Raw genomic sequence first — 13,427 nt, 5'->3', positions numbered from 1 at the left:
GCAAGATTTTTCGGATCGGCCAAATCCCGCGCTTGACGATTGGCATTATGTATACCACACTTCTCCCAACATTCACCCAGGGAGGTTGCAATGCTGGTCGGAGACATTCTGCGCAAGAAGACGCCGCGCGTTGTCACGGTGCGAATGAACGAGACGGTGGGTATCGCCGCCAAGCTGATGCGCGCCAACAACATCAGCGCGCTGGTGGTCAAGGACGTGGTCCGCTCGGAAGGAAACACCGCGGTCGGCATGTTCACCGAGCGCGACGTGGTGCGCGCCGTCGCCGAGCACGGCGCGAACGCCGTCAACGTCAAGGTCTCGCAGCTCGTCTCGGTGCAGCAGCTGGTGTCCTGCAGCTCGAGCGACACGATCGAGCACGTCCGGCATCTGATGAACCGGCACCACATCCGCCATCTGCCGGTGATCGACGATTACAGCCTCGTCTCCGTCATCAGCATGCGCGACATCGCCGCTGCCGTTGACGAGGCCCTCAACGGCACGCCGCAAGCGGCCGCCTAGAGAGGCGCACACTTTCAGCCACGGAAAGGAAGCGCCCCCTCTCCCGCTTGCGGGCTACGGCATTCACACATCGTTGTTGAAGACCGAAAGGATGTCTGATTCCGTGTCCATCCTGGACAGGAGGATGGCATGGAGCTCGGACTGGGACGGTTTGGCGACCGTCGCCTGGAAAAAGGGGGGCTATTACGGCAAGCCGGGTCCGGTCGTCATGCTTCAGGGTTGGCTCGAGTTCCAAGCCATGAAACGCGGCGCCCACCTCATGCTCCCCCCACGGGATAACCAGAGTGATGTGTGAATCCAGTAGCGCTTGCGGGAGAGGGTCGGGGGAGAGGGTGTCTCCGCTGGGGGATATTCCCCAAGAGGAGAAAGCCCTCTCCCGGCGCTCCGCGCCGACCTCTCCCGCAAGCGGGAGAGGTGCAGAGAGCGCTTGGCACGAGCCATCGCAACACTTCCAACTTTGGGCCCCGCGAGGAATTCATGAAGATCTGCATCTACGGCGCCGGCGCGATCGGCGGATATCTCGGGGTTCAGCTCGCGCGCGCAGGGGCCGATGTCAGCCTCATCGCACGCGGCGCGCACCTTGCCGCAATGCGCGAGCGCGGCCTGATGCTGCTCGCGGGCGAGGAGAAGCACGTCGTGCATCCGCGCTGCACCGACGATCCAACCGAGCTCGGCGTGCAGGACTACATCATCATCACGCTGAAGGCGCATTCGATCACCGGCGTGATCGAGACGATGCAGCCGCTGCTCGGCCCCCACACCCGCATCGTCACCGCCGTCAACGGCATCCCCTATTGGTACTTCTACAAGCACGGCGGCCAATACGAGAACGCGACGCTGGAGAGCATCGATCCCGGCGGCCGGCAGTGGCGCGAGCTGGGCGCCGAGCGCGCCATCGGCTGCATCGTCTATCCCGCCACCGAGATCGAGGCGCCCGGCGTGATCCGCCACGTCTACGGCAACAATTTCCCGCTCGGCGAGCCCTCCGGCGAGATCACCGATGACGTGCAGCGCCTCGCCGATCTGTTCGTCGCCGCCGGGCTGAAGGCCCCGGTGCTCGACCGCATCCGCGACGAGATCTGGCTGAAGCTCTGGGGCAATGTTTGCTTCAACCCGATCAGCGCGCTGACGCACGCGACGCTCGACGTGATCTGTACCGACCCCTCCACGCGTGCGCTGTCGCGCGCGATCATGATGGAGACCCAAGCGATTGCCGAGACCTTCGGGGTCAAATTCCGCGTCGACGTCGAGCGCCGCATCGAGGGCGCTCGCAAGGTCGGTGCGCACAAGACCTCGATGCTCCAGGACCTCGAGCGCGGCCGCCCGATGGAGATCGATCCGCTCGTCACCGTCGTGCAGGAGATGGGCCGCCTCACAGGCATCCCGACGCCCGCGCTCGACTCGGTGCTGGCGATGGTGACCCAGCGCGCCCGCATCGCCGGCCTCTATGACGGCGTCTCGGCGCCGGCGGATCCGCGCGCATTGGCCGTGGCGTGATGGCCGCCGGGAGCAAGAAGTGGCTGCGCTTCCGCCACGCCGGCACGACCGGCTTCGGCACGCTGACCGCATCAGGCATCAGCGTGCATGAGGGCGAGATGTTCGGCCGCAACGCCGCCACGGCTAAGACGCTGGCGCTGTCGGAGGTCGAGCTGCTCGCGCCATGCGCCCCCAGCAAGATCGTCGCGCTCTGGAATAATTTCCACGCGCTCGCCGCCAAGCTGAACCAGCCCGAGCCGCCGGAGCCGCTCTATCTGCTCAAGGCCACCACCAGCATCACGACGCCGGGCGCCGTGATCCGCCGGCCCTCTTACTACGACGGCAAGACCACCTATGAGGGCGAGCTCGGCATCGTCATCGGCAGGACCTGCGCCCGCGTCTCGCCTGACGAAGCCGACAGCTTCATCTTCGGCTACACCTGCGTCAACGACATCACCGCCAACGACATCCTGACCAGCGATCCCACTTTCCCGCAATGGGCCCGCGCCAAGGGCATCGACGATTACGGTCCGTTCGGTCCCGTCATCGCCACCGGCCTCGATCCGGCCAAGCTCACGGTCCGCACCATCCTCAACGGCGCGGAGCGGCAGAATTACCCGATCTCCGACATGATCTTCTCGGCGCAGGAGCTGGTCAGCAGGATCTCACACGACATGACCCTGCTTCCCGGCGATCTCATCGCCGTCGGCACCTCGGTCGGCGTCGGCGTGATGAAGGAGCAGTTGAACACGGTGACCGTCGCGATCGACGGCATCGGTGAGCTCACCAACGAGTTTCGGCTGTAGCCCGTCTTTTGGCAGGCCCGCTCCCGAACCACGCGCTGTCCTTGCTGCAGCGCGGCAAAATTGATCCTGCGCAAATCGCGCCGTCGCGGCCGCCACTATCCTCACCGGCAAAACACCGAGTTCTGATGCAAGGGAGGATGCCATGACGACTGCCGGTAATGCCCTTCTGTGGACGGCTCTGTACTTTGCCCTCGCGTTCGCTGCGATCTTCGTCGTCTGGTTCGCCGACAAGATACGCTCGAGCTTCCTAGGGAAATAAGGCGCGCACCGATTCGGGTCGGCGACTGCCGCGACAGCCAGGTCCAATCCAGGGATTTCCCACTTCCGGAAGTCCCTACAGCCTTTCATCGTCCCCGGCCCATCGGCTGATGCGGCCAGTTGGGGATTTGCGTCCCGACGCGCGGCCGGTGCCCCACCGGCCCCTTGCGCCCGGTTCCGCTGTTGGCAATCATGGCGGAAATGTGTGCCGGCGTGAGGAATTCACGATGTGGCTGTTTTTCCTGGTTGCCTGGTTCGGCCTGCTGGCCGTCGCCGCGATCTTCGCCCAGCAGGTGTTCGGATACGATGTCAGTCAGTTGCCCGCCTGGTTCGCCAGCCTGCCCACGCCGCAGCGCGTCGCAGCCGGCGCGGTCTCCGCGCTGGCGCTGACGCTGATCGGCGCTTCCGTCTGGCGGCTGTCGCGCCAGGACCGGCGCCTCGACACCCTGCGCGAGCGCCTCAAGAAGACCCGCGAGGACGTCGTCGTCGCCCACGCCCTGCAAAGCCACCTCGACGCCACGGTCCAGCACCTGATCGACAGCGATCCCCGGGAGGCGGTCTCCGCCCTCCACGACAAGCTGGGCGAGACCGAGCAGCGCGCACTGCTGCAGCAGGGCCGCAACGAATCCGCCGACATGCACGACCAGCTCGCCGAGATCCGCCGTCGCCAGCAGCATCTGCGCGACATGGTCGGCAAGGTGGCCGAGCAGCGCCGTGCGGTCGAGCCCGTCTTCACCGAGATCCGCGACCGCCAGAACCAGCTCGAACGCTCGCTGCACGACCTCGAAACCGACGACCGCAGGAACAACCTCGCCGACCGGCAGAGAGACATCGCGCGCGACGTCTCGGCGCTGCTGGGGCGGGTGAACGCGGTCCAGGACACCTTTGCGACTCTGAATCAGTACCGGGAGGATCTGGCGAAATCCCACGCCGAGCTGGCGCCGCTGCGGTCCTCGGACACCGGCATCAACGCCCTGATCGGAGAGCTCAGTCTCAGCCATGATCGTCTTGCCAAGACCATCGACGAACTCGAAACCGGCGGCGAGAAGCCGCTTGCCACGCGTGTCGAGACACTGTCGAAGGGCAAGATCGAGATCGAGCAGCGCCTCGCCCGCATCGACGACAGCTTCAACATTCTCAAGGGCATTAGGCTCGACTTCGAGGAGCTCGGCCAACGCCGGGCCCAGGTCGAGCGCGCGCTCGCCGAGGTCGAGACGGACGCCGACGGAGCGTCCCTCGCAGACCGCCAGAATGCGCTGAACGCGTTCGTCCTCCAGTCGCGCGAGCGCCTCGGCGCCTTGCAGGAGACGCTTGCGACGCTGAACGCCTTCAAGACGGAGCTGTCGAAGGCGCAGGCCGACCTCGTCCCGCTCAAGGCGCCGGTATTCGGCATCGAGGCCATGATCGCGGAGGTCGGGGCCACCCGCGATCTCCTCGCCAGGACCGTCGGCGAGATCGAGGCGAGCGCCGGAGTGACGCTCGCCTCACGCGTCGACGCGCTCGCCAAGAGCAAGCGCGAGGTCGAAGACCGCCTCGCGCGCGTCTTCGACAATTTCAACGCGCTCGATGCGCTGCGCAAGGACATCGGCGGCATCTTCGCGACGATCAGGAATAATCTGAACCGGATCGGGTGAGGCGTTGCCTGGAAACCTGCACCGCGCCGTTCGAAACATCCGGACAAATCACATCTGCGCGCGTCAGACATAAGCCGCCAACATGTCCCGCGTGCGCCGCAACTTGGACGCATTCGGCCGCCCTTCTGTAAGGCGTGTCTGGGGGCACGGCATGGCCGTGTTTGGGCCAAACCTTCTAGGGGTATCACTGTGAAGAAGATTGTAATTGCTCTGGGTGCCACGCTTGCTCTGGTGACGGCTGCGAACGCTGCGGACCTGCCGCGCCGCCAGCCCGTGCCGGTCTATTCTGAGCAGGCGCCGATCGGAAAGATGCCGATTGGCAAGAGCCCGGTTGGAAAGGCCCCGATCGGCAAGGCGCCCGGCCCGGTCGCGGCGCGCTACTGACGCGCCGGCGCGATGCGCGCAAGACCAGCGTAAGCGGCCGGCAGTCGAGGGGCACAGCGTGACGAACAAACCTGATCGATCGGGATCCTGCATTCTTGCCGGGCTCGCGCTCGCGGCGATGATCGCGTGCCTGATGCCCGCGGCTTCGGCGCACGAAGCGAACAAGCGCGTTGGCGATGCCAATGCGCTTGCCACGACGGACTCCACGTCGCGGCCGGCGCCGCAATCGACGCGGCGCTCCGTCGCGCGCGTGGAAAAAGGTCCTTACTACGTCGACTTCCGCGCCCGCACGGCCGCGAGTTGGGGTCATGCCTTCGTCTGGTACGGCAAGACCAGCGAGAAGGCGGTCGAGGTCGCAGGCCTCACGCCCGCCGGCGACACGCTGGCCTACGTGCTCGGTCACATCACCTTCGTGCCGTCCGAGACCGGCGCCAGCTACGGCGATCTCGATCCGGAATATCTGACCGCGAGTTATCGCGTCTATCTGAACGAGGCCGACGCCAAGCGCGTGTTCGCCTATATCAAGAAACTGCAGGCGAACTCGCCGGTGTGGAATGCCGAGACCATGAACTGCACCGGCTTCATCGGCGACATCGCCGAGTTCATGGGCCTCGAGGTCCCCAACCGCTGGCAACGCCCGGAAAACTTCGTCAACCGCCTCAAGGAAATGAACGGCGGCCGCCAGATGGTGCGGCTGTCGGCGCAGTAGCTTCGCATTCAATACAAGCAATTGGCATGAAAGCCGAACTCTCGTGCCCCGGACGCTGCGCAGCACGAAGTGATGCGCTGCAGAGCCGGGGCCCATGGATCAGCATGCCGCGCGGCCTGCTGGGTCCCGGCTCTGCGCAGCAACGCCATAAGCGCGTTCACGCGCGTCTTCGACGCGCTATGGGCGTTGCAACGCGTCCGGGACACGGGATCATCCGAATTGTCCGCCCCGCGGAATCTCCTCGCCTTCCTCATGATGCCTCGCCCGGCGACGCAATAGACTTTTGCCACCCCCCGCTGCATCTTTCCCGCAGTCAATCGATCAGAAAGCGTCACGCGAGGCGCAGGGGGAAACACATCCATGCTGCAGACACGGTTCACCAAACTCGTCGGGGTCGAGCACCCGATCGTCCAGGGCGGCATGCAATGGGTCGGCCGCGCCGAGCTGGTCGCCGCCGTCGCCAATGCCGGCGCGCTCGGCTTCATCACGGCGCTGACCCAGCCGACGCCGGAGGATCTCGCCAAGGAGATCGCGCGCTGCCGCGACCTCACCGACAAGCCGTTCGGCGTCAACCTCACCATCCTGCCCGCGATCAAGCCGCCGCCCTATGCCGAATACCGCGCCGCCATCATCGAAGCCGGCATCAAGGTGGTCGAGACCGCCGGCAACAAGCCGCAGGAGCATGTCGACGAGTTCAAGAAGCATGGCGTCAAGGTCGTGCACAAATGCACGAGCGTGCGCCACGCGCTCTCGGCCGAGCGCATGGGTGTCGACGCCATCTCGATCGACGGCTTCGAATGCGCCGGCCATCCCGGCGAGGACGACACGCCCGGCCTGATCCTGATCCCGGCCGCCGCCAACAAGGTCAAGATCCCGATGATTGCTTCGGGCGGCTTTGCCGATGCCCGCGGCCTCGTCGCGGCGCTGGCGCTGGGCGCCGACGGCATCAACATGGGCACCCGCTTCATGGCGACCAAGGAGAGTCCGATCCACCAGCTCATCAAGGAGAAGATCGTCGCCAATGACGAACGCGAGACCGAGCTGATCTTCCGCACCATGCGCAACACCTCGCGCGTCGCCAAGAACGCGATATCGACCAAGGTGGTCGCGATGGAGAAGGAAGGCGCCAAGTTCGAGGACATCCGCGAGCTCGTCGCGGGCGCCCGCGGCAAGATGGTCTACGCCACAGGCAATTCCGACGAAGGCATCTGGTCGGCTGGCCAGGTCCAGGGCCTGATTCAGGACATCCCGAGCTGCGCCGAACTCGTCTCCCGCATCGTGCGCGAGGCGGAAGCGATCATTCGCGGCCGGCTGGAGGGAATGATTGTTGAGCCGCAACGCGAGGCGGCCGAATAGTCACCGCAAGAGGCGAGAGCAATTCATGAAGGCTTATATCTACGGCCCTGACGGCGCTCGGATTTCCGACGTCGCTCAACCCAAGCCCAAAGGCACGCAGGTGCTCGTCAAGGTCCGCGCTTGCGGGCTCAACCGCGCCGACACCGGCATGCGCAGGGGTCACGCCCATGGCGCGGCCGGCGGTGTCGGCACCGTGCTCGGCATGGAATGGGCCGGCGAGGTCGCCGAGCTCGGACCCAATGCGAAGGGCGTCAAGATCGGCGACCGCGTCATGGGCTCGGGTAGCGCCGCCTTCGCCGAATACACGCTGGCCGATCACGGCCGGCTGTTCCACGCGCCCTCGAACATGAATTTCGAGGAGGCCGCCACGCTCCCGGTGGCCCTCGCGACCATGCACAACGCCGTCGTCACTGTTGGCGGCGTGCAGCCAGGCCAGAGCGTGCTGATCCAGGGTGCGAGCTCCGGCGTCGGCCTGATGGCAATGCAGATCGCCAGGCTCAAGGACGCCAAGCTCGTGATCGGCTCCTCCACCGATGCCACCCGCCGTGGCCGGTTGAAGGAGTACGGCGCCGATCTCGCAGTCGACAGCTCCGATCCGACATGGGTCGACGAGGTCCTGAAGGCGACGGGCGGCGAAGGCGTAGATCTGATCGTCGACCAGGTCTCGGGCAAGGTCGCCAATCAGAACCTCGCCGCGACCAAGGTGAAGGGCCGCATCGTCAATGTCGGCCGGCTCGGCGGCACCCATGCCGATTTCAACTTCGACCTGCACGCGGCGCGCCGGATCGACTATGTCGGCGTCACCTTCCGCACCCGGACCATCGAGGAGGTCCGCGAGATTTTTACGGAAGTGCGCAACGACATCTGGGGCGCGGTGGAGTCGCGCAAGCTGCAGCTGCCGATCGACAAGGTGTTTGCGTTCGCCGATATCGACCGGGCGTTCGAGCACATGGAGGCGAACAGGCATCTCGGGAAGATCGTGGTCACGGTGCCGTAGCCGTCGATCCAGCCTCGGTCTCGTAGGGTGGGCAAAGGCGCATTTGCGCCGTGCCCACCACCTCTCTCGGTCGCGAAGGATACGTGGGCACGCTTCGCTTTGCCCACTCTACAGCGCGGTGCACGAGTTAGATCGCTCCTGCAACTCACTCGCGACTACTTCTGTGGATCGCCGCTTGATGTTCACCCCCGCCCTGCTAAATCCCCGCCATGACCTCCCAGCACAACAAGACCTCGGTCGCCGCGATCTCGATCTTCGCCAGCGGCGGCATGGCGGCGGCCAAGTTCGCGGTCGGGATCGCGATCGGCTCGCTCGCCCTGATCTCCGAGGCCTTGCACTCCTCGATCGACCTGGTCGCGACCATCATCACCTGGGCGGTGGTGCGGGTGTCCGACAAGCCCGCGGACGAGGAGCACCATTACGGCCACGGCAAGCTGGAGAGCATCTCGGCGCTGGGCGTCACCGCCCTGCTCTACGTGCTCGCCGGCGGCATCCTGGTCGAGGCCTATAGCCGGCTCAGCGAGGGAACCCCGCCGCCGACCATTTCGGCCGTGCCCTTCGTCGTGCTGGTGATCGACATCATCGTCAACCTCTGGCGCGCCCGCGCCCTGCACCGCGCCGCGCGCGAGACGCGGAGCCAGGCGCTGGCCGCCGACGCACTGCATTTCGCCTCCGACGTGATGGGCTCGTTCGCCGTGATCGTAGGCCTGATCCTCGCCGGCCTCGGCTTCTGGTGGGGCGACGCCGCGGCGGCTGCTGCGGTCGCCGTGATGATCGCAGCGCTCGGCCTGCGCATGGCCGGCTCGACGGTGCAGACGCTGGTCGACCGGGCCCCCGAGGGCGCGCAGGAGAAGGCCACGGCCGCGATCCGCAGCGTGCCGGGAGTGATCGACGTCGAGCGCTTACGCGTGCGCATGGTCGGGGCGACCACCTTCATCGACACCATTGCAAAGGTCCCGAGAACCTATCCGATCGACCGTGTCGAGGAGATCAAGCGCAAGGCGCATGCCGCCGTCGACCAGGCATTCGGGGATGCCGACCTTTCCTTCACCCCCGTCCCGGTCGCGCGCGACAACGAGACCGTGCGTGACCGCATCATGGTGATCGCGCGCAATTCGGGCCTCGCGGTCCACCATGTCACGGTGCACGATCTGGGTACGATCAAAGATTCGGCCAAGCTGATCGTCAGCATCGACCTCGAGGTCGATGGCGGGATGCACTTGGAGGCCGCCCACGAGATCGCCAACACGCTGGAGCGCAATATCCAGGAGGAGTTCGGCGAGGACGTCGAGGTCGATGTCCATATCGAGCCATTGGAACCGGAACTTCCGTTCGGGGTCGACGCCACGCCGGAGAGGGTGCGGACGATCGCCGCCGCACTGGCAGAATTTGCCGGCGGCGGCGAGATCCACGACATCCACAATGTCCGGGTCCGCAACACCGATGCGGGCGAGATCGTCAACTTCCACTGCCGCGCGACACCGTCGATGAGCGTGACCAAGGTGCACGAGCATGTCGACGCGATCGAGCGCGCGCTGCGGCGCGCGTTCCCGAGCGTGAAGCGCGTGATCAGTCACGCCGAACCGCCGCGCGCGTGACGAGGCAAACGAGACGAACAGGGCGCGAAGAGTCACACGTTCTCGTTTCGGACTCCTTCCGCCCGTGACTTTGCGGAACGCGGCGCACAAACTGCGCATTGGATAAGAATAATTTCGCGTTAACGATTCGTTGACTCTCGACAGCCTGCGAAAACTGGATTCAAATCGCTGTGATTCGGAAGCGATGTGGGGCTGCTTCCGGACTTCAGTTGCAAGCTGGTTTTCAGGGGGCCGAAGGCATGTCGCGTGCAGACGCCGCGAACGCGTGCGTCCAATCCGATTCGATCAAGGGATTGGCGCAATCGATCGCGAAACCTGCCTATCATCGGCTCTTGATCGCTGAGCCGGCGCTTCGTCGCGCCGTGCCGACGCTCATCATCGCCTTCCTGATCACGATCTGCCTCGGGGCATTCGTCCAGGTGGTCGACCAGACCCGTCAGAAGCGGCTGGTGATCCGCCACGACATCTCGGCGCTCGCTGATCTCTTGGCCGACCGCATCGACCGCCTCACCTCGGTGCGGCAGGAGCGTCTCAAGAACATCGACGGCCTGCCGACGCTGCTGCCGGACCTGATCCCGTCCTGGGGCATGGCCTCGGGCCGCCACGTCATCGTCACCTCGGCTGGGATCGACCGCCGCGTCCTCGCCCGCGTCCCGGTCGACAGCGATCCCTCGGGCAACGACCGTCTGCTCGATGCCATCACGACGGCACAATTGCTCGCGGCGCCGACCCGCGACGGCAACATCTCCGACATGACGCTGCCGAGCGGCAATGCCGCGATGGCGACCTCGCGGCAGATCAAGTCGCTGCCCGGCTTCGTCACCGTGATCCAGGAGCGCAACGAGCCGATCTGGGGCTCGGACGCCGCGCTCTCGGTGACGCTGTCGGCGACCACGGGATTCGTCGTCCTGATCCTCGGCTTCGCCTTCCACTGGCAGTCCACCCGCGCCCGCGAAGGCGACCTCATCAACGACGCCGTGCGCGGCCGCATCGACACCGCGCTCAACCGCGGCCGCTGCGGCCTCTGGGACTGGGACCTGTCGCGCGGCCGGATCTTCTGGTCGCAGTCGATGTTCTCGATGCTCGGCCTCGACGGCCGCCACGAGCTGCTCACTTTCGGCGAGGTCAACGCGCTGGTGAAGTCCGACGACATCGACCTGTTCGCGATCGCCGACCAGCTCATCTCGGAGAAGATCGACCACATCGACCAGACCTTCCGCATGCAGCACGTGGACGGCCACTGGATCTGGCTCCGCGTCCGCTGCGAGAAGACCCGCGGCGCGACCGATTCCAGCGTCCACCTGATCGGCATCGCCGTCGACATCACCGAGCAGAAGAGCCTCGCCGAGAGGACGGTGGAAGCCGACCTTCGCCTGCGCGACGCCATCGAGACGATTCCGGAAGCCTTCGTGCTGTGGGATGCGAGCGACCGCCTCGTGCTCTGCAACTCGCACTTCCAGCGCCTGCACAAGCTGCCCGAGACCGCCGTCATCCCCGGAACCTCCTACGAGACCGTGCTCGAGGTCGGCCGCATGCCGGAGGTGCGGACCCGCCACAACGAGACCGTTGCCCAAGGCCCGGGCGCGCGCACCTTCGAGGCGCAGCTCGACGACGGCAGCTGGCTGCACATCAGCGAGCGCCGCACCAAGGACGGCGGCTACGTCTCGGTCGGCACCGACATCACCCGCATCAAGGAACACGAGCAGAAGCTGGTCGACAACGATCTGCGCCTGCGCGCCACCGTCATCGACCTGAAGCGTTCGCAGGCGGCGCTGGAGCGCCAGGCCGTCGAGCTCGCCGATCTCGCCGAGAAGTACCAGCGCGAGAAGACCCGCGCCGAGGAAGCCAACCAGACCAAGTCGAAATTCCTCGCCAATATGAGCCACGAGCTGCGCACGCCGCTCAACGCCATCATCGGCTTCTCCGAGATCATGGGCTCGGGCATGTTCGGCGCGCTCGGCAGCGAAAAGTACCAGGAATATTGCCAGGACATCCTGACCAGCGGCCATTATCTGCTCGAGGTCATCAACGACATCCTCGACATGTCCAAGATCGAGGCCGGCCGCATGAAGCTCGACCTGGAACAGCTCGACCTGTCGCGAACGCTGGCGGAATCCCTGCGGGTCGTCACCGGACGGGCCCAGGACAAGCACATCACGCTCGACGCCGACATCGAAAAATCCATCTCCGTCGTCGCCGACCGCCGCGCCACCAAGCAGATCATCGTCAACCTGCTCTCCAATGCGGTGAAGTTCACGCCCGACGGCGGGCGCGTCGTGGTGCGCAGCCGGCAGCTCGAGGACCGGATCGTGCTGATGATCGCCGACACCGGCATCGGCATCGCGCCGCACTCGCTGGCACGGCTCGGCCGCCCGTTCGAGCAGGTGGAGAGCCAGCTCACCAAGACCTATCACGGCTCGGGCCTCGGCCTCGCCATCGCCCGCTCGCTGGCGCAGCTCCACGGCGGCTCGATGCGGCTGCGCTCCAAGATCGAGGTCGGCACCGTCGTCCGCGTCACCCTGCCGCGCGACGCGATCAAGGCGGCGTCGGGGATTTCGGCCGCGGCGTAGCGCACGGCGGACGCTCGCCTGCGGCCATCCTTCGAGACGCCCGCCTCCGGCGGGCCCTCAGGATGAGGTCTGCATGCGCGGCAGCAGCTTCAGCGAACACCGATGCAAGGGAGCCTCATCCTGAGGAGCCCGCGAAGCGGGCGTCTCGAAGGACGAGGCGCTTGCTCGAATCTACAATTGCAGCGTCGGCGCGACTTCGCGCGCGACGTTGACCAGCGCCGCGATCAGCGGCGTCATCGGATCGCGCTGCGGGATGACCATGCCGATGCTGTAATTGACGTCGGGCTCGACGATCGGGATCGAGCGCACCGTGTCGGAAAGACCGAGCGTCTCGGCAAGCTTGGCCGGCATCACGCTCGCCCAGCGTCCTGTCTTGACGTGCGTGAACAGGACCAGCAGCGAGTTCGAGGTCAGTGTCGGCGTCGCCTCCGCACCGACCGAGCGCAGCGCGCGGTCGATGATGCGGCGGTTCTGCATGTCTGGCGTCAGCAGGCATAGCGGCACCTGCCCGACCTCGGTCCAGGTCACCGTCTCGCGGTCACCGAACATCGCGTCCGGCGCGGTCAGGAGCCGATAGCTCTCGTTGTAGAGCGGAATGGTGCGCACCTTGCCGATGGGCTCGTTCTCGATATAGGTCAGCCCCGCATCGACCTCGAGATTTTCGAGCAGCCCCAACACCTCCGACGAGGTCGTCGAGCGGATGCTGAAGCGCACCTCGGGATGCCGGGCGCGAAACGGCGTCGTCAGCGACGCCACCATGCCGAGCACGGTCGGGATCGCCGCGATGCGGATCTCGCCGGAGAGCTGGTGCTTCAGCCCGTTGATCTCGTCGCGCATCGCGCGGGCATCGCCCACGATCCGCCGCGCCCAGTCGAGCGCCCGTTCGCCTTCGGGCGTAAAACCCTGGAAGCGCGATCCGCGCTGCACCAGCATCACGCCGAGGATCTCCTCGAGCTGCTTGAGCCCGGTCGACATCGTCGGTTGCGTGACGCCGCAGACCTCCGCCGCGCGCCCGAAATGCCGCTCCTTCGCCAGCGCCAGCAATAATTCAAGCTTGTCGATCAAACGGTCGTCCCCTCGAGCTCTGTCGTGGCGTGCAAGCTAGCACGCCTGCTCCTTC

Annotated in this window: 11 protein-coding genes; 10 read left to right on the top strand and 1 reads right to left on the bottom strand. The window is 65.9% G+C overall.

The features are described from left to right. The first annotated feature begins 90 nt into the window (after positions 1–90). From DCM80_RS22920 to DCM80_RS22875, 10 genes are all read left to right on the top strand, one after another. The gene (locus tag DCM80_RS22920; protein WP_257177572.1) at positions 91–519 is read left to right on the top strand and encodes a CBS domain-containing protein; all 429 of its coding nucleotides are present in this window, start codon (positions 91–93) and stop codon (positions 517–519) included. 477 nt (positions 520–996) lie between these two features. Continuing rightward, positions 997–2,016, top strand: coding sequence for a 2-dehydropantoate 2-reductase (locus tag DCM80_RS22915; RefSeq protein WP_257193815.1), 1,020 nt, complete (start codon positions 997–999; stop codon positions 2,014–2,016). Beyond that, positions 2,016–2,801 (top strand): fumarylacetoacetate hydrolase family protein, encoded by a 786-nt coding sequence (locus DCM80_RS22910; RefSeq protein ID WP_257193814.1) that lies wholly within the window; start codon positions 2,016–2,018, stop codon positions 2,799–2,801. Before DCM80_RS22915 ends, DCM80_RS22910 begins: the two co-directional genes overlap by 1 nt. 485 nt (positions 2,802–3,286) lie before the next feature. Further along, complete coding sequence (locus tag DCM80_RS22905; protein WP_257193812.1) at positions 3,287–4,693, top strand: hypothetical protein; 1,407 nt, start codon at positions 3,287–3,289, stop codon at positions 4,691–4,693. Positions 4,694–4,876: 183 nt separating this feature from the next. Then, the gene (locus DCM80_RS22900) at positions 4,877–5,077 is read left to right on the top strand and encodes a hypothetical protein (protein WP_049820038.1); all 201 of its coding nucleotides are present in this window, start codon (positions 4,877–4,879) and stop codon (positions 5,075–5,077) included. A gap of 58 nt (positions 5,078–5,135) precedes the next feature. Beyond that, positions 5,136–5,786, top strand: a complete 651-nt coding sequence (locus DCM80_RS22895) for a hypothetical protein (RefSeq protein ID WP_257193810.1) — start codon at positions 5,136–5,138, stop codon at positions 5,784–5,786. A gap of 360 nt (positions 5,787–6,146) precedes the next feature. Beyond that, complete coding sequence (locus tag DCM80_RS22890; RefSeq protein WP_257193809.1) at positions 6,147–7,142, top strand: nitronate monooxygenase family protein; 996 nt, start codon at positions 6,147–6,149, stop codon at positions 7,140–7,142. 25 nt (positions 7,143–7,167) lie between these two features. Further along, positions 7,168–8,139: a zinc-binding dehydrogenase gene (locus DCM80_RS22885; RefSeq protein ID WP_257193808.1), complete on the top strand. Its 972-nt coding sequence runs from the start codon at positions 7,168–7,170 to the stop codon at positions 8,137–8,139. 209 nt (positions 8,140–8,348) lie between these two features. Further along, complete coding sequence (locus tag DCM80_RS22880; protein ID WP_257193807.1) at positions 8,349–9,737, top strand: cation-efflux pump; 1,389 nt, start codon at positions 8,349–8,351, stop codon at positions 9,735–9,737. Between the two features lie 239 nt (positions 9,738–9,976). After that, positions 9,977–12,307 (top strand): PAS domain-containing sensor histidine kinase, encoded by a 2,331-nt coding sequence (locus DCM80_RS22875; protein ID WP_028135447.1) that lies wholly within the window; start codon positions 9,977–9,979, stop codon positions 12,305–12,307. Positions 12,308–12,478: 171 nt separating this feature from the next. Here the strand turns inward: DCM80_RS22875 and DCM80_RS22870 are convergent, their stop codons facing one another. Then, positions 12,479–13,372: a LysR family transcriptional regulator gene (locus tag DCM80_RS22870; protein ID WP_028135446.1), complete on the bottom strand. Its 894-nt coding sequence runs from the start codon at positions 13,370–13,372 to the stop codon at positions 12,479–12,481. Positions 13,373–13,427: the final 55 nt, after the last annotated feature.

Source organism: Bradyrhizobium sp. WBOS08 (assembly GCF_024585125.1).
In the GTDB taxonomy this organism is placed as follows: domain Bacteria; phylum Pseudomonadota; class Alphaproteobacteria; order Rhizobiales; family Xanthobacteraceae; genus Bradyrhizobium; species Bradyrhizobium japonicum_B.
Note: the sequence above shows the minus strand (reverse complement) of the source record. Positions and strands in the feature narration are given on the sequence as shown.